This is a genomic window from Blastococcus sp. TF02-8 (assembly GCF_003319175.1).
GTDB lineage: Bacteria > Actinomycetota > Actinomycetes > Mycobacteriales > Geodermatophilaceae > Blastococcus.
Map to the genome: position 1 here is coordinate 205,600 of NZ_QOHK01000001.1, position 18,802 is coordinate 224,401.

Genomic DNA, 18,802 nt, shown 5'->3' on the forward strand with positions numbered 1-18,802 from the left:
CTCCCCGAGGTGACGCCACCGCGCGCATGCCGGCGCACCGTGATGTCGGTGCCCCGCTGCATAGTCATCGCTCCCGAGTAGTACGGAGTACCGATGCCCGAGCGCTTGTGGCTCGACGTGCCATTCGGCGAGAAGGACGCCGCCAAGTCGGCCGGCGCCCGATGGGATCCCGACGTTCGCCGCTGGTACGCGCCCCGGGTGGCGCTGCTCCCGGAGCTCGCGCGATGGGAGTCCCGCGTACCGGAGCTCCTGCCTGGAGAGGACCGTAGATTCGGCCAAGGCCTGTTCGTCGACCTCGTGCCGTCGACCTGCTGGTTCACCAACGTCCGCAGCTGCGTCGACGAAGGCCAGTGGGACGCGCTTCGGTCCATGGTCTACCGGCGGGCCGGTCACCACTGCGAGGCCTGCGGCGCTCCGCGGGGCCGTGACCGACAGCGCCTGGAGGCCCATGAGCGCTGGGAGTACGACGAGGCCACCTACACCCAGACGCTGCGGCGCCTGATCGCGCTGTGCTGGTCCTGCCACCGGGCGACGCACTTCGGCTTCGCCGAGGTCACCGGCACCTCAGCCGAGGCGACCGCCCACCTGCGGGCGGTCAACGGCTGGTCAGCCGGCGAGGCTGAGGCCCACATCGAGCGGGCCTTCGCACTGTGGGAGAGGCGGTCGACTCATGAGTGGCGGCTCGACCTCGGCATGCTGACGAACGCCGGCATCAAGGTGGTCGAGCCTCCTGCTCCTGACCGTCGGAGTCAGGAGAGCGCAGCACGCCTGGCGGTCAGGCTGCCGCTCCTGCCCTCGGCGGCACAGGGTGAAGAAGCAAGCCACAACGCCGCGACGCAGCGCCCGGACATCGACGGGCGCTCCACACCCGAGCCGCCCCGCAGGAAGTTCTGGGAACGCATTAGAGGCGCCCTGGCGGGCGGTCACTAGCGGGCAGGGCCGCCTGCACCTAGCCCCGGGCTGTTGATCCCCTGCGCAAACCGGGATCCTGCGATGGCCTCGTTCACGTTGTCGGCATGGCTGAGCAATCGCTCGCCTGCGCCGGGCGCTCGAGCCCGCTCGGCGTAGAGACCAGCGAGGTGGCGCTGACTCGGAGCGGCCGGCGACGCGGCGCGGTTGACCGCGTCGGCCAGGCTGCTCGACAGCGCAGAGGCCGAGGTGAGGGCGCGCCGGAGACGGTCGAGGTCGGCGCCACGGGCCTGCACGCGGCGGCCAGCGATGACCTCCCGGATCCGGTCTTCGGGCATGTTGTCCATGGGCGGCAGGTCCCGCGCGGCGGCGTAGATCTGCCCGTTCCTCGACCAGCGGTCGACAGCCGCGGTGAGTCGATCGGCGAGCACCGGAAGCTGGTTGGTCACCTGCTGGACCGTGCGGGTCAGGCGCGCGAAGTCGTCCCCATCGCGGAGCGCGGTGAGGTCGGCGTGGGAGCCGAGGTCGTTGCGAAGTGCGTCAGCGAGGGCGCGTGCCCAAGGAACGACGCCCCGGGGGTCAGTGGGCCTCGCTCGGCGACCGTCGTCAAACGTCATGCTGACCCGGCCGACGAGTTCCCAGGCGACCGCTGACAGCAGGGGCCGCATACCTTCGTCGCCCACCGCCGTGGCGAAGACGGATGAGGCGCAGTCGCTGGCGATCTCGGCGGCGGCGACGGCAGCACGGAAATCGCGCAGGGCAAGGCCGTCGGTGCGCAGAGCTCGATCGAGCGCCCCGATGAGCGCAGCTGCGCCATCGCCGGCGCTCAGCTCTTCGCCGGCTCGTGGGAGGCCGGACACCGCCACCAGACGATCCAGAACGGCCGCGCCGCTGGCCGTCGGCGGGTCGGCTTGGGCGTCACGCTCGACGGCTGCGGCCAGCCGCCGGACGGCGGCCAATTCGGCGACCGCAGCCCGCGGCAGCAGTCGGTGCGCCAGCCGGGCGCAGTGGTCGGCGGCTTCGGCAAGCTCGACGGTCACCGCCCACCGATGGGCCCGGCCCATGACGGCGCGCGTGCGGCCGGTGAGGTCGGCGGCGGCGCCGGCGAGGTCGGTCAGCGGTCCGCCGGTGGGCAGCCACAGCCGGCCCACGGTCGTGCAGGCCACGGCCAGGTGGGCGGCGGTCTGCTGCCGAGCGCTGAGGCCGGGGCTGAGACCGTCGTCGGTCAAGCCAGCGACGGCGCGGCCGAGGTGGCCCAGCGCTCCGGCGACGTCCTCGATCGCGGCGACGGCGGTCGGCGCCGCGGTGCGCTCGGCCAGCGCGTCGAGCAGCTGCTGAAGGCTGGTGGCCACGGTCAGCCCAGGCGTCGCAGGGCGCGGCGGGCTGCGCGGGCCGCGTCGAGGACGTAACCGATGGTGAAGGTGTCCTGGTCGAGCAGGCCGAGAGCGCCCATGGCGGCGCGGATGCTGGCGCGGGGGTCATCTTCGACGAGCGGGATCGGTTGGGCCTGTCCGCCGGCCAGCTCGAGGAGCTCGGCGGCCTGCAAGCACTCCAGGGCGATGTCTGCAGGGATGTGCTCTCGGTCGGCGCCGACGGCGTCGAGCAGTGAAGCGGCGTAGCTGAGCGGGTCGATGCTCGCGTCGACGGTCACGATGGCTCTCCTTCACTTGATGGACTGCGCCGAGGCTGGGTCGCCGCGGTCGGTGAGTGTGGATATGGCGACAAACTTGTGGATCCGGGCCTGGCTGTGCACGACTGTCATCTGGGCGGCGGCGTGGCTGGTCCGCCGTCCGCCTCGGGAACGGGCAGTGCGGCCGGGCAGTCGTCGAGCAGTCGCCAGTGCAGCTCCCGCGCCGGGTGCCGGTCGGGCAGCGGCGCGGCTGCACCGAGTACGGGCAGCCGGGTGGAGACGTCGTAGCCAGCGACTGCGGCGCGGGCGAGGGCGGCGGACAGCGGCCACCAGTCCGGACCGAGCAGAAGGCGCGGGTCGATCCGTTCGGCGACGGCCTCCCACGCCGGGCTCCCGGGCACCTCGGCACCGACCGGCTCGCTCTCGAGTTCGGCCGCGATGTGCACGATCTCTGCCGCGATCGACCGCCGCCGGGCCGCGGTTGCGGCATCGAGCCACGCGGCCAGCAGCTCGGGAGTGTGTCGGGTCATCCACTGCCAGCTGACCCGCACACCGCCGAGCAGCGTGACCCAGTCACGGTCCGACCGGCCAGTGCGGGGAGCATCGCTCACGGGACACCTCTTTCGTGGCCGTCCGGAGTGACTGCGCCCGCTGCGCTGTCAGACGACTGATCCGCGGTGTCGGCGTCGAAGCGGCGACGCCGCTCCGCGACGGCGGACGGCGTGCGGTAGTCGGCGTCCCAGGAGCGGGCCGGCCAGTCGACATGTCGACCGGGCGGGCAGCCGAGGCCGTGGCGCTCGGTCATCCGGGCGTGAAAGCCGGGCAGGGCGTAGCGGTGCCACTCCTCCATCGGATGGGGAACCGTGGCGTCGGCCGCCGCGACGCGCAGGCAGGCGAGAACGGCAAGCTCGCGGACCAGTGCCGGGTGGGCCGGCCAGCACGCGGGGACGACGTGCGCTGTCTGCCAGGCGTAGGTGCGGTTGAGCCAGCCGGCGACGTCGTCGAGCCACGACCACAGCTCCCGGCGCACCTGGGGAGAGCAGGTCGCCGGGTCCCACGGCCGGTCCAGCAGCCCGTAGGCGGACGGCTCAAGTCCGGACAGCTCGGCCTGCCGCAGCATCTCCAGGGCGTGTCGGACCCAGCGCGGCGGTCGCGGAAACGGGGACGCCAGGAGGACGGCGGTCACGGCGACTCCAACCTCGCGGGCGCGGTCGGTGCGGCGCCGACCGTCGCCTCGTATGCGCGGCGGGTGCGCTCCCCTCCCCCGGTGCCGACGTCGCGGGCGGCCGCGACCCGGTCGCGCGCGGCGGTCTGCGCGGCCAACAACGCCGCGCCGCGGCGCCCGGTGAGGCACCGGGTCAGACGGGCGATCAGGGGCGGGGCGTTCTCCGCGAGCACCAGCGCCCGGCCGAGCGGCAACAGGCGGAGCTCCTCCGGGCGCAGCACCGCGGTGTCCTCGCCGTGCGTGGACCGCGACCAGCCGGCTCCCCGGTAGCTGTAGGAGGTGCGGCGCACGCGGGTCCGGCCGATCAGGTCGGACAGCTCACGGTAGAAGCCGCCGTCCTTGCCGCCGCCGAAGGCGATCACGACGTTGGTGAGGCCGAACAGGGCCCGGGCCTCGTCCTCGCCGTAGAGCAGCACCAGCTGCCGCCAGGTCTGGGCGGCGTAGACGTAGCTGACGCCCAGGGCCCGGTCGTTGGCCATGCGGGTGCGCAGCGTGGGCAGCGGCGCGGTGGAGGGCAGCTCGTCCAGGCAGGCCAGCAGCGGCGGGCACAGCCGGCCGGTCCGCGAGCCGGCGGCGAGTTGCAGGGCGGTGTCGAGCACGTGCTCGGCCAGCGCGGTCAGCAGCGGGGACGCCGAGGCGTAGGGATCGTCGCGGCCGAGCAGGTAGACGGTGCCGCCGGAAGCCAGCAACCCGGCGACCTCGGTGGCCGGTCGGCCGGGCCCAGGGGTGCACCGGCGGCGGATGTCGGCCTGGAAGAACAGGGCCAGCGCCTGCTGCACGGTCGTGGCGGTGTTCCCGGCGGTGCGCGGGTCGCCCTGCAGCGCGCCGTGCAGCAGCCCGTCCCACAACGGCGCGGCGTGCGGGTGGCCCCGCAGGATGTCGGCCGGTGCGGTCGCGGCCTGCGGATGGGCCGCCCACTCGAGGACCTGCTCGACCGTGCCACCGGTCAGCGCGGCGGCGTGGAAGTAGGCCTGCAAGACCTTGGCCGCCTCGAAGGCGTAGAAGCGGGCCGCTCCGTCGGAGATCCCCCCGGTGACCGCGCCGGCGACGGTGCCGGCGGTGAACGCCTTGGCCCGTCGCTCGGCGACCATCGGATCTCCGCAACCGGCGACCGGGTCCCACAGCAACTCGGGCACTCCCGGGACCGAGCCGAACGGGTCGCACACGGCGACCGGGCGCCCGCCGTCGGCGCGGGCGTCCAGGGTGAGCAGCAGGTCCTCGGCCTTGGTCAGCGTCACGAGGGCCGCGCCCGGCGCGTCCAGTAGCGCCGGAGCGAGCAGGTCCAGGGTCTTGCCCGAGCCCTGCGGGCCGTAGACGCCGGTGGTCCGGTCGAACGGCACCCACAGCTCTCTCCCGGCGGGGACGGCGCAGGCGCCCAGCTGCCAGCCCACGGCGTGCGGCTCCACAGACCACCGCTCGGCTGGACCAGCGCGAGCGGGCAGGTCGGGCCGGACCACGGCAGCGGCGCGACGCAGCCGGGAGCGGCCGAGTACCTGCTCGACCTGGCTGCGGTCGGCCATTCCGGTCGGCGCCCCGAGCACCCGCCGTCCGGCCCAGAGGGCAGCTCCGCTGGCGACGAGGAAGGCGACGAGCAGGACGGCGATGACGGCGTAGACGGCGGGAGTGCCGGGCAGCGCCGCCGCATGAGCCGCGTCGAGGCCGGTGTCCGGATCGCCGACCAGCAGGCCACCGACCGAGGCGGCCAGGGCGGCGCCGTCGGTCGGCCACACCCAGCCGCCGCCGGCGATCATGGCGGCCACTCCACGGCCCGCAGGAAGCAGCAGCGCGAGCACGGCCAGCCAGGCGAGCGCGGCTGCGGCCGGGACTTCCCAGCTCGCCGGGCCGACGTCAGCGCGGGAGCCGACGCTCGTCATCGCCGCCGTCCGAACGTCGTCCTTTGCATGGCTCCTCCTGTGGGGCGGAAAGGGGGCACGAGCAGGTCAGCCCGGGTCGGGCGCATTCAGGTCGACCCCGCGATCGGCCAGCCACGGAACCGGGTCGAGCGGGGCGCCGTCCTGGCGGACCTCGAAGTGCAGGTGGACACCGGTGCTGTTGCCGGTGGATCCCTGGAAGCCGACCAGCGTCCCGGCGTTGACGTGCTGGCCCGTGCTGACCGTGTAGGCCGAGAGGTGCCCGTAGCGGGTGCTCACCCCGCCGCCGTGGTCGAGCTCGACGAGGTTGCCGTAGCCGGCCAGCCCCAGGCCGCCGTCCCGATCGCAGTAGGAGCTGGTGCAGGCGGCTGTGATCACGGTGCCGGCGGCGGCCGCGTAGACGGGGCTGTCGCGGGGGCCGGCGATGTCCACGCCGGCGTGCAGGGTGCCCCAGCGCAGCCCGTAGCCGGAGGTGACCGGACCGGCGGCGGGACGGATCCAGGATCCGGCGGGCACCGGCAGGTTCGGGCAGACGCCGGACGCGGCGCCGGCGGGATTGGCCGCGGCCTCTTGGGCGACCGGCCACAGCATGCCGGCCAGCTCGCGGGCCAGCGGCCCCCAGCGGGCGTAGGCGGCGCCGGCGGCCGAGACCTGCACTGCCTGGGCCGCCTCGGTGAGCGGGATGGTCCGCCAGTTCGGCACCTCGACCAGCCGGTCGTAGAAGGCCGCAGCGGCGTAGACGGGGTCCATGAGCTGGGCGACGGTGCCCCAGCCGGCGATCCAGCGCTGCTGGAAGGTGTTGACGCTGTCGTGGTCGGAGCCCAGGCCGTCGTGCGCGTACTGCAGGCTGGTGGCGGTCACCGCGGCCTGCTCGGCGGTGAGCTCGGGGCTGCTGCCGTCGTTGGCCAGCATCCGGATCCGAGACTCCTGGTAGGCGGTGGCCAACGCCACGGTGGCCGCGTAGATATCCAGCCCCTGCGCCGCGGCGACGGCGACGATGGTCTGCGCGTGACCCATCTGGACGGCGTCCAGCTCGATACCGGCAACGGTGCCCCCGGTGCCGCCGATCGAGCACGCCGAGGACGTCACCCGTTGCGAGTCCGACGCGGCCATGAGTCCGAGTGGGATCAGCAGCAGGGTGAGCGCGGCGAGCACCGGGAGCGTGACGGGAGCGGCGGCCTTCCACAGCCACGCCCGCACCGCGCGCTCCGCCGTCCCGCTCATCGCGGGCCGCCGGCGGTGAGGGCCTCATTGGTGTAGGTCAGCCGCAGCTCGGGCTCGGTCAGGACGGTCTGCACCTTGAACGCCCGGTTCCCGACCAGCCACAGGGCGCGGCCCTTGCCCGCGACCGCCCAGCCGGTGACCACCCGCTGGGCGATCGGGGCCAGGCCGAGCAGGCTGCCGAGCTCGTCGCCGACGGCCTGGTCCTGGCCGTGCAGCACCTTGACGTCGCACAGGTGCAGCAGGTCGCGGGCGATGGCGACCGCCTGCGAGGTCGCGTCCCCGGCGGTGAGCATGTCGGAGGGCTTGTGCGCCAACAGGATCTGCACGTCCGCGTCGCGGCGGGACAGCCGCAGGTTGGCGTCCAGGCTCTTCATCGCCTCAGCGCCCAGGCGCATCTGCCGCCACGTCTCGTCGCGGATGACGATGCGCAGGTCACCGGGCTCGGCGATCTCGCGCATCGCCTGGCCCCACGAGTTGAGACAGGTCAGCGCGATGCCGACGGCCTGGTCGCCGAGCGGCTCGAGCCGGGACAGGGACAACGACTGGATCGGGGCGCGCCAGTCGACCGCGATGGTGGTGTGATCGTCGAACAGCCCGGCCAGGGACCCCTTCACCAGGGCGCCGACGGCGTCGCGGAGGGTGCGGGTGGCGTCGAGGAAGTGCCGCCGGTCGGCGTAGCGGCAGCCGGCAACGAGCTCGTCGGGAGGCTCGTCCAGCGTCCGCCACAGCTGCGGGATGGTGGGCTCGGTCAGCCGGGTGGCGCCCGAGCGGTAGCCGGTGAGCAGCCGCAGCGACTCACCGACCGCGGTCTCCTCCACGGGACCGAACGGCACCGCCTGCGAGCCGACCAGGCCGCGCAGCAGCACCAGCCAGCGGGCGAACAGGAGCGCCTCGCGGCGGCGGGCCTCGGCGGCGTCGATTCGGTCCCACCCATGCCCGAGCGGACCGAAGGCGAGTGGGTTCACCCGGGTCGGCAGGCCGTGGCCGACGACGAATGGCTCCACGCCGAGCGCCCTGCAGAGGGGCTCGTACTCGTCCTTGGTGTCCCCGAGGACGAGGGTGCGGTAGCCGTAGCCGAGCATCCGCAGCGCGAAGGCCTTGACCGTGGCGGACTTGCCGCGGCCGGGCTTGCCGAAGACGACGACGTTCGGGTTGGTGACCGGGATGTCGTCGTCAGTGACCCAGCCGACCGGGTCGCAGTAGAACGCCCCGCCCGACAGCAGGTCGAGGCCCATCTGCGCGCCGGTGGGCGGCAGGCCGGAGGTGGCGATCAGCGGCCACACCACCGGCGTCTGCTCCGAGGTCATCCGCCACACCGACAGCGGCGGCAGTGCGGCCGCCCAGCCTCGGCCGCGGCCGCGGGGGCCGCGGCGAGGAACCAGCACGGGAAAGGGCCCACGTTCCCGTGCCGCCGTCTCCACCGCGGGGACCGCGGGCAGCCGGTGACCGAAGTCGTCGAGCAGAACGGCGACGTCCCGGCCACGGCGGAAGGGACGGCGGCGGCTCACCTTCGGCCCCTGCGGTCGGGCAGCCCAACACCGAGGGGAATCGCGGCGGCGGCGAACGCGGAATCCTGCGCCAGGTCCAACCGCAGCGGCACGAAGCCGGCGGCCCGGACCGACGCCGACAGCCGCCGGCCGTGCTCCACCACCGGCCACGTCGCCGGCACGGTGACGCAGGCCGCAGCGGAGACGCGCACCAGTGCGCGGCCCGCGGTGAGTTTCTCCTCGGCGGCGCCGACCCGCTCGGTGTCCCGCCGTTGCCGAGCCCGCTGCCGGAAACCCATCCGGACGCGCATCTCGTTGCCGGTGGTGGCGCTCATCTGCTCGCGACTGACCAGCCGGGTCGCCCGAATCAGCGGCAGCGGGTCGAGGAACACGGTCAGGCATCGCCGCTCCCCAGCCACCGTCGGCACGAGCACCGGGGACAGCGCACCGAGCACCGCACCGGAGTCGGGCAGCAGGATCGTGTCGGTCACCGACGCCCACGCGTCGTGCACGTAGTGCCGCACCTCGGCGCGCGCCACCGTCGGGCCGGCGGCGGCCATCGGCACCCCGGTGGCCAACTGCTGGCCCGAGGCGACCGCTAGATCGGCGGCGACCAGCTCCCCGCGGTCACCCGGGGCGAAGCTGGTGCGCACCGCGGCGGCCAACTGTGCGGAGTCGAGCCAGGACACCATCGTGCAGCCGACCGGTCCACGCAGCGCGGCCTCGACCTCGGCCATCACCGAGTGCAAGACCCGAGCCCGGCCGTCCACGCCCCCGCCGGACTCCCTCGCCGCCCGGGCGATCCGTCCCTCACCGACGACGAGGGTCAGGAAGGCCTCGGTGCGCACCGCGGCCGGCGTCAGCGTCGCGCCCAGCAGCGCATTGACCCGCGCGGCGATCGTCGGCGCGTCGGGGTGGGCGTGCGCGCGCTCCCAGGCGGCGCGCTCCGCGCCGTCGTCGGGCACGGTGCGCACCTGCAGCACGAGGACGTCGACCAGCTCGGTGCGGGCCGCGAGCTCGCACAACTCGGCCAGCCCGGCGCCCATCCGGTCCCGCTCACCCACCTCGGCGAGCCCGATGCCGGGATGGGCAATCGACGCCACCGCCGCCCATGTGCGCGCCGCGCAGTTCTGCACGATCACCGGCCGGGTGAACAGTTGCCCGAAGGGCGGCCCGTCGTGAGTGCGGATGCCGGCGAGCACCCCCGGCAGGTCAGCCTCGGACAGGTCGTCGGCCGTTCCCGCTCCGGCTCGTGAGCCGAACACCGTCCAGCGCATCGCTCCCCCGATCGCGTGCAGACAGAGGTCGCCGCACCAGCGGCCGGCGGCACGTCCCCGGATGGGCGCCAGCAGCACGGCGGCCAGCAGCGCCCACACCGGCAGCCAGCCGACGAACAGTCCCCAGGCCTGACCATTCAGGGCGAGCAGCGCCGGGACCCCGGCGAGCGTCAGCAGGGCCAACTGAGTGCCGGTCATCCCGAGGAACCAGCCGGAGACGTCCTTGGCGTACTCGTCGTAGCGGTGCGCGCTCATGCAGCACCGTCGTCGGCAGGCGAACCGGCCCGCCCCTGCGGAGCGGAGGAGTTGGATTGCGGAGACCCGCCCCGTGCGGCGCCGTTGGCCCGCTCAGCGGGCCAGCCCACAGTTGCTGTGTCGTCGACGACGGACGACCACAGCGGATCAGGCGTCAGAGCGTCTGGGGCGTCCCCGAGAAGACGCGGCGACCCGCTGTCCTGTCGCGAGAGCCACCTTGCGCGAGCGTGTCCGTTTTCTGCGGCGGGGGCCCGGCCCCGAACCGACTGCCCGTAGTAGGGGGCGGTGTGTCCGATACCGGCTCCGGACAGCACGTCGGCGGCCGATGCAGTCACCCCAGCGGCCAGCCGGCCGGCCGTGGAGGTCCCGGTTGTCAGCGCGCGCAGCGCGCCCGCGAAGCGCCCGCTGGTCGCGGCGTCGGCCGTCGACTCGCCCTGCGCACGGTCCCCGGCCAGCTGTGCCGCGGCGCCCGAGGCCGCCACCCCACCCGAGGCGGCAACAGCGGCGGCTCCGGCAGCGCGACCGCCTCCGCCGCCGAACTCGCTCAGGGCGCCCATGACTCCGCCGGAAGCGGCCAGGGAGGAACGCAGAGCTGCGCCGCTGGAGGTACCTGGGTCCACGAAGGCCAGCAGCCGGAAAAGCGCCAGCGGGCAGATCGCACCGAGCAGAATCAGCAGGCAGCCGACCACGGCCATGCCGACCGCAGCCTCAGTGCTCGTCTCCTCGGCTCCGGTCACGATGCCCTCGGTGATGGTGACGCCGACACCCAGAACAAGGACGGCGACCGGCGAAACCAGCAGTGCGGCGAGGAACCAGCGCAGGCTGCGCCAGAACCAGGCGCTCGAGGACTGTGCCAGCAGGCCGCCGGCTGAGATGGCCGAGGTTGCCGCCAGCACGATCAGCGCGGCCTCGCGGACCAGCATCAGCATCAGGTAGCCGACGCTGGCCGGCACGAGGAGGAAGATGGAGCTGACTCCGAGAACCGTGGCGACCGTCCCGTCGACCACGTCGCGTCCCACGCTGATCGACGGGTCGAAGGCGGCCAGGGTGTCGATGTCGAGCAGGCTGCGCAGCAAGGCGGTGGTCAGCCCGGAGACGCCGGTCACCAACAGCGCCGCGACGCCCACGTAGCTGACCCAGACCAGCCCGAACTGCGCCAGGCCGACGAGTAGCCGGCCGAGGGTCTGCCCGTCCCGGCGCATCGCTGCGACACCGAGCTGGACCATGGCCATCATCGCCGCGACCGTGGCGCCGATGCCGAAGGTCACCGGATAGACCCCGACCAGCGGGCCGCCGGCAGACAGGTCCGGGGTGGCCAGGGCGTCGATCACCGAGAAGGCCAGGCCCAGCAGCCACAGCCCGGCCTCCCACAGCGACAACATGGCGCTGATCCACACGTCTGCCACCACGGCCCCCGCCGCCTCGCCGATGACGCAGAACGGGTTGGTCGGCAGACACGGCAGCGAGCCGTCCTCCGCGGCCGGAGCCGCGGGGAACGCCAGCACCGCCGTGTCGGCCACGGCCGGAGCGGCGCTTGCCAGCCAACCCACCCCCACCAGCACCAGGACGACCAGAGCTCTCGAGCGGGCCGATCGAATCCGCCGTCGCGGCTGCGGCCTAGACATGGCGCAGATCCCGCCAACCAGCTGCGATCGCGGCGTCGGTACCCGGCCAGACCGACGGCGCCGGCGCCGGCTCAAGCCCGGCGCCGATCACCCACCGATCCCCCGCCCACGCCATGCGCTGGCAATCGGCGATCGCGATCCGCGAGGTCTGCTCCACGGTGACGGTGAACTCGAGGTTCACGCACACCACCGCGAACTCCGGGCCCACCGTTCCCTTGATCAGCCCCATCACTGGGCGGACGACGATGGCCAGCTGCGGCGAACCGGCGCCGGGCAACCCAGCCGCCGACAACAGGCTCGCCATGCCAGCCACCCCGGACCACGTCTGCGGGGTGGGGCCGCCCGGTGCGGCCCACTCCGTGATGACACGCCGCACGCCGTCCATCGAGCCGGTCTGCATCGCCGTCACGTCGATCGCAGCCAGCTGCGCCAGGGCACCCTCGGCAGTGCGGGGAAAGCCGGTGGGCACGTCAGCCGGGCCGCCGGCCGTTGCGCGCGGCAACTCGAGCACAGCCGCGGCCAGCCTCGACACCGGACCTGGCAGGGCGTCGTCGGGATGGGCGGTCGGCATCGGCGTCGCGGCCAGGGCATCTCGGGACGACGTATCCGTGAAGAGCCCATCTCGCTGTCGCGCAGCGTCCGCTGAACCCGGCTCCTCCTCGCTCAGCACCCCGACGACCGCGAGAACCACGCCGGCCAACACCGCCAGCGCCACGAGGGCCGCGACCACGACCAGCGTGAGAAGTCGACCAGATCCCCACTCCGGGATAGCGCTTCCCCGGACGTCCCGGCGGCGGTGCATCACGTGCACCCGCTGCCGGTGATCGAGTCCAGGATGACGAGGATGACCGTGTAGGCGATGGCCACCATCACCACCACCGCGACCCCCATGGCCCCGTACCGGGAGGCATGCGGATGGGAGAAGATCCGCCCGACGAGGATCGACCCGAGGGACACGACCGCGCCGATGCCGATCAGCGCCAGCACGCCCCACTTCACCCAGGCGGTCACGTCGTCGGCGAAGCCCTGCATTCCGGGCGGTGCGGCAGGGCAGACCGCCACGCTGATCTCGGCCGGCGTCGCAGTTGCCGGCCCGGCACCCAGCAGGAGGAACCCGGCAAGAACGAACCCGACGGTCGAAGCTGCCCGTACAGCCCCGGCGGCGCTCCTGCGTCCGGTGGTCACGGGGTCTCCCGCGCCGGGGCCAGGAGCGCGGCCAACGACCGGCCGGCGGCCGCCACTGGCTTCGGGAGCCGGTCGCCGGTCAGCCCGGCGATCTGCAGTCGCCGGTCGATCGGCACGGGAACCACCTGTCCCCGCGACCGCAATTCACCAAGCCGCGGACCGCAGCTGGCCTCCACGAGCCGGGGCCAGCGAGCGGGACCCACCGCGGCGACCGCCGCTTCGCCGTCGAAGGCGGCCAGCATCCGCTCGGTCTGCCGGACCGCCGACACCGTCGCCCGGGTGACGACGACGACCCTCGCGCCGCGGACGACCGAACCGGGTGGGTCGAGCAGCGCGCAGGTGAGCGACCAGCCGGCATCGACCACCCTCAGGGGTTCCGCGTCGTCGGTCTCGGGTGGCGGCGGAAGACCCCCGTCGGCCGGATGCCGAGTGAGGCGGACGATGTCGAGTCGACCGCGGCGACCGCGGCGCCAGACGCCGTCACCGCCCATCTCGATGGCGGGGGCCGCCGCGAGCCCCGACCGGACCGGATCGGCGTAGTCGACCAACTGCGCCCGCCGGGTTTCCGCCAGCCCTTCGGCAAGTGCCAACGCAACTATGGAAGCGCCGGCGCCGGCGTGAGCGGCCACGACAAGGACGACAGGGGCAGCGACGTCACATGCCGCCCAGGGGACGGAATCGGCTTCCGGCCCGGAGGCAGTGGCGGGAACCGCAGCACGCGACGCCTGGTCTCTCCAGAGGACGCCGAGATCGTCGACGTCGTCGAAGATCCCCGCGCGGATCGCGATCACGGCCGCGCGCATTGCGCCGACTGTCATCGGGCGTGCCTGACGGGAAGTCAGGGGGTTCGCGGTCGCCACCGATCCGGACGGCGGCGCGTCACTGCTCATCCGACCGCGCCGCGGTCGCCCAGGTCGGGCTGGGGTCTGCATGCGCCGACCGTGACGCCCCGACCTCCGGTAGTCCTCCAGTCGGCTTCTTCTCGCACGTCGCCTGCCGAGGCAGGTCTGTGCCGGCATAGGGCCGGAGACGGACCCCCCGCACTGGTGAACTACTACAGGGTCACCGGAGAACAAACGCGCGTGCAGGCCGATGCTGCGCTGTTCCGGTTCCGGAGGGCTACGCCCCTCGTGTGTGTCGGTGGCACGTCGAGCCGTCTTCGACCGCCAAGGGACCGCCGGCAGATCCACACGAGGGACTGCATGGCCGGCCGCTGCAGGACGGCGCGGGCTGGTGTCTCAGCGTCCGATTGGTGCCTGTGGCGGCGGAATGACGGCCTGGAGTGCGCTGTACCGGTCCCGCAGGGCGTCGCAGACCAACTCGCACAGGGTGAAGACGCTGGGATCAGCGATGGCGTACTGAGCGGTGTTCCCCGTGCGGGCGCGTTCGAGCAGCCCGGCGCTGTGCAGCACGCCGAGGTGCTTGGAGGCGTTCTGCTGGCTGAGCCCGGCACGGGCGGCCAGTTCGCCCACGCTGGCCGGCCCGGCGCGCAGCGCGTCCAGCAGCTTGATGCGGGCCGGTTCGCTCAGCACGCGGAAGCGCTCGGCGACCAGCTCCACCAGTGGGTCGGGCAGCGGGCTGGGAATGGACACATCCGCATCCTACTTACAACTGCTTGGTTGTACAGCTGTGAGACGAGGGAGGCACATTCTGATGCGGACGACACGTAGGCGACTGATCGCGGGGACCGCCGCAGTGCTGCTGCTTGTGGGCGGTGGCGTGGTGACCGGCGCGCAGCTGCTGCCCGGCGCGGCGGCGGTCGACCGGCCGACCGCCGGCATGGGCATGGGCATGGCTTCCACGATGCCGGGGATCGCTGGGTCGGCCGATTCGATGTTCGCGGTGCAGATGGCGGTGCACCACGAGTCGGCGGTGCAGATGGCCCAGCTGGCCGAGCAGCGGGCGCAGCGCCCGAGGTCCGGCAGTTGGCCCAGGACATCGAGCGAACCCAGACCGCGGAGATTGCCCAGCTGCGCGCCGCGGCCACGCGGCTGGGCACCGCCGCGGACGGGCCGACCGGCGGCATGGGCTCAGGGATGGCCGGGATGGGCTCGGAGACCGACCTGGCCGGAGTGCCGGACAACCAGTTCGACCGCGCATTCCTGGAGGCCATGATCCCGCACCACCGGATGGGCGTGCACATGTCCCAGATGGTCCAGCGAGCCGGCAGTGATCAGGAGATCGCCGCCATGGCCGCGGAGATGGTCCGCGTCCAGACCGACGAGATCTTGCTGATGCAGGGCTGGCTGGACCAGCGGTGATTACCAATCGCCGGCCGTCCGGTGACCTGGAAGCACCTGCCTCGTAGGTCGACAAGCAAGGAGCACGACATGGACCCCCGCACGGTGCACGACCGCCGCCGCGAGCTGCAGATCCTCGACGTCCGCGAGGACGAGGAATGGGCGGCCGGCCACATCGACGGCGCGGTGCACATCCCCCTCGGCCAACTCCCGCAGCGCATCGGCGAGCTCGGCCCGCAATGTCCCGTCATCACGGTCTGCCGCAGCGGCGGGCGCGCCGGACGGGCCGCGGACCTGCTGACCTCCTCCGGCCGACGGGCCGTCGTGATGGACGGCGGGATGCAGCGCTGGGCGCGCGAGGGCCTGCCTTTCAGCGCCGCCGACGGCGCCAGCCCCGGAACCGTCGCCTGAACGCCACCCGACCACACCTGGCCACACCCGCCCGCGATCGTGGGCCTACTTCGCAGGAGACCTATCCGTGATCCAGATCGAGACCATCGAGACCTCCAGCCTGGGTGACCGCAGCTATCTGGCCACCGACGGGCAGCTCGCCGTCGTCGTCGATCCGCAGCGCGACATCGACCGGGTCCTCGACCTCGTCGAGCAGCGCGGCCTGAGCCTCACCCACGTCCTCGAGACCCACGTGCACAACGACTACGTCACCGGCGGGCTGGAGTTGGCCGCGCGCACCGGCGCCACCTACGTCCTGCCCGCCGGAAGCGACGCCCGCTTTGAGCACCACGCGGTCGAAGACGGGGACGTGCTGGAGGCCGGGGCGATCCGGCTGCGGGTCCTGCACACCCCGGGCCACACCCACCACCACGTCAGCTACGTCCTCGAGGCTGCCCAGGGGGACGGGGAAGGAGTCATCCGCGCGGTCTTCACCGGCGGGTCGATGCTCTACGGCGCGACCGGGCGCACCGACCTGGTCAGCCCGGCAGACACCGACGAGCTGACCCACGCGCAGTTCCACTCCGTGCGCCGCATCGCCCGCGAGCTCCCCGCGCAGACCGAGGTGTTCCCCACCCACGGGTTCGGCAGCTTCTGCTCCGCGACGCCGACCAGCGGCACCGCCTCCACCGTCGGGGAGCAGCTGCGGGCCAACCCGGCGCTGACCATGGAGGAGCAGCAGTACGTCGACACCCTCCTCGCCGGGCTGGACGCCTACCCCGCCTACTACGCGCACATGGGCCCGATCAACCGCTCGGGCCCGGCCCCGGTGGACCTGTCGCTGCCCGAGCCGGTGGACCCGGCCGAGCTGCGCCGGCGGCTGGAGGCCGGCGAGTGGGTGGTGGACCTGCGGCAGCGGACCGCGTTCGCCGCCGGGCACCTGCCCCGCAGCCTGAACTTCGAGCTCGGCAGCAACTTTGTCACCTACCTCGGCTGGCTCTACACCTACGGCGAACCCCTGACGCTCATCGGGGAGAGCGAAGAGCAGGTCGCCCAGGCCCGCCGCGAGCTGGTCCGCATCGGCGTCGACGACCTGGCCGGCGCCGCCGTCGGGAACATCGACGCCCTCACCGACGGGCAGGCGCTGCGCTCCTACCGAGTCACCAACTTCGCCGGCCTCGCCGCCGCCCTGCAACAGGCCCCGGTGCAGGTGCTCGACGCCCGCCGCAACGACGAACGCGCCCAGGGATACGTACGCGGGTCGCAGCACATCCCCCTGCATGAGCTGCACGACCGCCTCGAGGAGGTCCCCACCGGGCAGGTGTGGGTCTACTGCGGCTCGGGCTACCGCGCCTCCATCGCCGCCTCGGTCCTGGACACCCCGGGACGAGAAGTCGTGCTCATCAACGACTCCTACGACAACGCCGGCAAGGCGGGCGTGGAGGAACGGCCGGCCGAAGGGGACAACCCCGCCGACTCAGCCTGACCGGCGGCTGGACCCACGACACCCGCAAACGCCGGACCATCCGAGAAGGACATCCATGCACAGCCTCAGCCCTGACCGCATCGACGCGCTCACCGTGATGGACTGGCTGCGCGACCCCGACGCGGTCACCGTCATCGACGTCCGCAGCCCGGCGGAGTACGAGACGGCGCACATCGCCGGCTCCTACAACGTGCCGCTGAACCTGCTCGGCGAACACACCGCCCAGCTCGCCGCCCGGCTGGACCGCAACGTCGTCCTGGTCTGCCAGTCCGGGACGCGGGCGGCCGAGGCCCAGCGGCGCCTCGTCGGTGTTGGCGCGGCCAACCTCCACGTGCTCGCCGGGAGGATTCCCACCTACGCGGCGGCCGGCAGTCAGGTGATCCGCGGCCCCGCGCGGTGGTCACTGGAGCGGCGGGTCCGCCTCGTCGCCGGATCGTTGGTGGTCGCCGGGGTGGGTGCGGGCCTACGCATGCCCAAGGCGGCCCTCCTGGCCGGTGGCGTCGGCGCCGGGCTGACCCTGTCGGCGCTCACCGACACCTACACGATGGGCCGGATCCTGGCCGCGCTGCCGCACAACCGCGGTCCCCGCGAGCGGAGCGTCGAAGAGGTCATCGACCAATTGCCCGAACGCAGGCAGGCGGCGTGACCGTCGACGCGAAGCGGCTCTGCGCCCGAGCGCGGACGGAGTGATGGCCGCGGCGCTGGGCTTGGGCCTGGCCATCGGCATCCTGCTCGGGCTGCTCGGCGGGGGCGGGTCGATTCTCGCCGTCCCCGCGCTGGTCTACGGCGTGGGCGCTCCGCTGGCCGTCGCCGTCCCGACGTCCCTGCTCGTCGTCGGCGTCTCCTCGGCCACCGCCGTCCTCCCGCGGCTGTGGCAGGGGCAGGTGGCGTGGCGGATCGCCGGGGTGTTCGGAGCTGCCGGCGCCGGGGCGGCGTTCGCCGGGGCCGCGGTCAACCGGCTCCTCGACCCGAGGGTCGTACTGGTCGGGTTCGCCGCGCTCATGGTCACCGCTGGGGTGCGGATGCTCCGCGAGCAGCTCCCGATCGGCGGGGACTGCGCCCTCCCCGGCGGCGGGGTGAACTGGCGTGGCTGCCTGCCCAAGGCCATCGGATCCGGTGTCGTCGTTGGCTTCCTCACCGGCCTCTTCGGCGTCGGTGGCGGCTTCCTGATCATTCCCGCGCTGGTTCTGCTGCTCGGGCTGCCCATGACCGTCGCGGTCGGCACCTCGCTGGTCATCATCGTGCTCAACTCCGTCGCCGGGTTCGCCGCCCACGCCGGGGACGCCGCGCTGGACTACCGGATCGCGCTGGCCTTCACCGCGGCCGCGGTCGTCGGCTCGCTGGCCTCGGCGAGGGTGGCCTCCCGGCTGCGGGCCGAGCGGCTGCGCCGCTGGTTCGCATACCTCGTGTTCGCCGTCGCGGCGTTCGTCGTGGTCCAGGCGCTGATCAACCCACTCAGCGGATAACCGCCCGCCACCGCGGGCACCCACCCACCCACCACGTCATCCACTCCACCAGGAGCACCCCTTGGCCGACTTCGGCATGAGCGTGCACGTCAACGCCCCGCTCGACGAAGCTCTGGAACGAACCCGCGCGGCCCTCGCCGATCAGGGCTTCGGCATCCTCAGCGAAATCGACGTCGCCGCCACCCTCAAAGCCAAGCTCGACGTCGATGTCCCCCCGCAGATCATCCTCGGTGCCTGCAACGCCCCGCTCGCGCGACAAGGCCTGCAAATCGAACCGGACCTCGGGCTGCTTCTGCCCTGCAACGTTGTCGTCCGCACCGATGACGACGGACAGACACTCGTCTCCGCCCTCAACCCGGAACTGATGGTGACCGTGCCCGGCCGGCCCGAACTGGAACCGATCGCCGCCGATGCCAAGGCCCGGCTCCAAGAGGCACTGCGCGCTGTCGCTGACCGAAGCACCTGACAGCACCGGACGCATCGACGCACCTCCCTCCGGGAGGCGTTTGTCCTGTGGGCCACCCGCCCGTCC

General features: G+C 73.1%; 19 protein-coding genes and 1 pseudogene. 7 read left to right on the forward strand and 13 right to left on the reverse strand.

The genetic code is table 11. The features are described from left to right. Positions 1-93 precede the first annotated feature (93 nt). Positions 94-930, forward strand: coding sequence for a DUF5710 domain-containing protein (locus DQ237_RS00980; RefSeq protein ID WP_113796253.1), 837 nt, complete (start codon positions 94-96; stop codon positions 928-930). On the opposite strand, the gene DQ237_RS00985 is transcribed toward DQ237_RS00980, so the two are convergent. From DQ237_RS00985 to DQ237_RS01045, 13 genes are all read right to left on the reverse strand, one after another. Then, positions 927-2,138, reverse strand: coding sequence for a hypothetical protein (locus DQ237_RS00985; RefSeq protein ID WP_240619298.1), 1,212 nt, complete (start codon positions 2,136-2,138; stop codon positions 927-929). The two genes, DQ237_RS00980 and DQ237_RS00985, sit on opposite strands and share 4 nt — an antisense overlap. Positions 2,139-2,263: 125 nt before the next feature. Next, a complete protein-coding gene (locus DQ237_RS00990; protein WP_113796255.1) occupies positions 2,264-2,560 on the reverse strand; it encodes a hypothetical protein in 297 nt (98 codons plus the stop codon). 107 nt (positions 2,561-2,667) lie between these two features. Further along, a complete protein-coding gene (locus DQ237_RS00995; protein WP_113796256.1) occupies positions 2,668-3,150 on the reverse strand; it encodes a hypothetical protein in 483 nt (160 codons plus the stop codon). Continuing rightward, on the reverse strand, positions 3,147-3,725 hold the full coding sequence (locus tag DQ237_RS01000; RefSeq protein ID WP_113796257.1) for a hypothetical protein: 579 nt from the start codon (positions 3,723-3,725) through the stop codon (positions 3,147-3,149). The genes DQ237_RS00995 and DQ237_RS01000 overlap by 4 nt, the downstream gene beginning before the upstream one ends. Beyond that, complete coding sequence (locus tag DQ237_RS01005) at positions 3,722-5,638, reverse strand: type IV secretory system conjugative DNA transfer family protein (protein WP_113796258.1); 1,917 nt, start codon at positions 5,636-5,638, stop codon at positions 3,722-3,724. Before DQ237_RS01005 ends, DQ237_RS01000 begins: the two co-directional genes overlap by 4 nt. A 66-nt stretch (positions 5,639-5,704) precedes the next feature. Beyond that, on the reverse strand, positions 5,705-6,835 hold the full coding sequence (locus DQ237_RS01010) for a M23 family metallopeptidase (RefSeq protein WP_240619299.1): 1,131 nt from the start codon (positions 6,833-6,835) through the stop codon (positions 5,705-5,707). A 20-nt stretch (positions 6,836-6,855) separates the two neighbouring features. After that, positions 6,856-8,367 (reverse strand): ATP-binding protein, encoded by a 1,512-nt coding sequence (locus DQ237_RS01015; protein ID WP_113796260.1) that lies wholly within the window; start codon positions 8,365-8,367, stop codon positions 6,856-6,858. Next, a complete protein-coding gene (locus DQ237_RS01020) occupies positions 8,364-9,878 on the reverse strand; it encodes an SCO6880 family protein (protein WP_113796261.1) in 1,515 nt (504 codons plus the stop codon). The genes DQ237_RS01015 and DQ237_RS01020 overlap by 4 nt, the downstream gene beginning before the upstream one ends. Further along, positions 9,875-11,428: a hypothetical protein gene (locus DQ237_RS01025; RefSeq protein WP_240619300.1), complete on the reverse strand. Its 1,554-nt coding sequence runs from the start codon at positions 11,426-11,428 to the stop codon at positions 9,875-9,877. The genes DQ237_RS01020 and DQ237_RS01025 overlap by 4 nt, the downstream gene beginning before the upstream one ends. A gap of 67 nt (positions 11,429-11,495) precedes the next feature. Next, entirely contained in the window at positions 11,496-12,233 is a 738-nt protein-coding gene (locus tag DQ237_RS01030) for a hypothetical protein (protein WP_369832179.1), read from the reverse strand. A gap of 71 nt (positions 12,234-12,304) precedes the next feature. Next, positions 12,305-12,688, reverse strand: a complete 384-nt coding sequence (locus DQ237_RS01035) for a hypothetical protein (RefSeq protein ID WP_113796263.1) — start codon at positions 12,686-12,688, stop codon at positions 12,305-12,307. After that, the gene (locus DQ237_RS01040) at positions 12,685-13,278 is read right to left on the reverse strand and encodes a hypothetical protein (protein ID WP_240619301.1); all 594 of its coding nucleotides are present in this window, start codon (positions 13,276-13,278) and stop codon (positions 12,685-12,687) included. Before DQ237_RS01040 ends, DQ237_RS01035 begins: the two co-directional genes overlap by 4 nt. A 648-nt stretch (positions 13,279-13,926) precedes the next feature. Further along, on the reverse strand, positions 13,927-14,280 hold the full coding sequence (locus tag DQ237_RS01045; protein WP_113796265.1) for a helix-turn-helix transcriptional regulator: 354 nt from the start codon (positions 14,278-14,280) through the stop codon (positions 13,927-13,929). 318 nt (positions 14,281-14,598) lie between these two features. Here DQ237_RS01045 and DQ237_RS20010 point away from each other — a divergent pair. The 6 genes and pseudogenes from DQ237_RS20010 to DQ237_RS01080 form a co-directional block, all read left to right on the forward strand. Next, a pseudogene (locus DQ237_RS20010) lies at positions 14,599-14,949 on the forward strand (DUF305 domain-containing protein); the annotation flags it as partial. A 69-nt stretch (positions 14,950-15,018) separates the two neighbouring features. Next, the gene (locus tag DQ237_RS01060) at positions 15,019-15,339 is read left to right on the forward strand and encodes a rhodanese-like domain-containing protein (protein ID WP_113796267.1); all 321 of its coding nucleotides are present in this window, start codon (positions 15,019-15,021) and stop codon (positions 15,337-15,339) included. Between the two features lie 67 nt (positions 15,340-15,406). Next, entirely contained in the window at positions 15,407-16,804 is a 1,398-nt protein-coding gene (locus DQ237_RS01065) for a rhodanese-like domain-containing protein (protein WP_205730023.1), read from the forward strand. Positions 16,805-16,859: 55 nt separating this feature from the next. Then, positions 16,860-17,450 (forward strand): rhodanese-like domain-containing protein, encoded by a 591-nt coding sequence (locus DQ237_RS01070; RefSeq protein WP_113796268.1) that lies wholly within the window; start codon positions 16,860-16,862, stop codon positions 17,448-17,450. 43 nt (positions 17,451-17,493) lie between these two features. After that, complete coding sequence (locus DQ237_RS01075) at positions 17,494-18,270, forward strand: sulfite exporter TauE/SafE family protein (protein WP_113796269.1); 777 nt, start codon at positions 17,494-17,496, stop codon at positions 18,268-18,270. Positions 18,271-18,331: 61 nt separating this feature from the next. Continuing rightward, positions 18,332-18,736 (forward strand): DUF302 domain-containing protein, encoded by a 405-nt coding sequence (locus tag DQ237_RS01080; protein ID WP_205730024.1) that lies wholly within the window; start codon positions 18,332-18,334, stop codon positions 18,734-18,736. Positions 18,737-18,802 lie beyond the last annotated feature (66 nt).

Excerpts from the sequence above, each read along its gene's own strand:
- DQ237_RS01070 (WP_113796268.1), top strand. The coding sequence starts at position 16,860 with ATGCACAGCCTCAGCCCTGACCGCATCGACGCGCTCACCGTGATGGAC.
- DQ237_RS01075 (WP_113796269.1), top strand. The coding sequence starts at position 17,494 with ATGGCCGCGGCGCTGGGCTTGGGCCTGGCCATCGGCATCCTGCTCGGG.
- DQ237_RS01005 (WP_113796258.1), bottom strand. The coding sequence starts at position 5,638 with ATGACGAGCGTCGGCTCCCGCGCTGACGTCGGCCCGGCGAGCTGGGAA.
- DQ237_RS01020 (WP_113796261.1), bottom strand. The coding sequence starts at position 9,878 with ATGAGCGCGCACCGCTACGACGAGTACGCCAAGGACGTCTCCGGCTGG.
- DQ237_RS01060 (WP_113796267.1), top strand. The coding sequence starts at position 15,019 with ATGGACCCCCGCACGGTGCACGACCGCCGCCGCGAGCTGCAGATCCTC.
- DQ237_RS00980 (WP_113796253.1), top strand. The coding sequence starts at position 94 with ATGCCCGAGCGCTTGTGGCTCGACGTGCCATTCGGCGAGAAGGACGCC.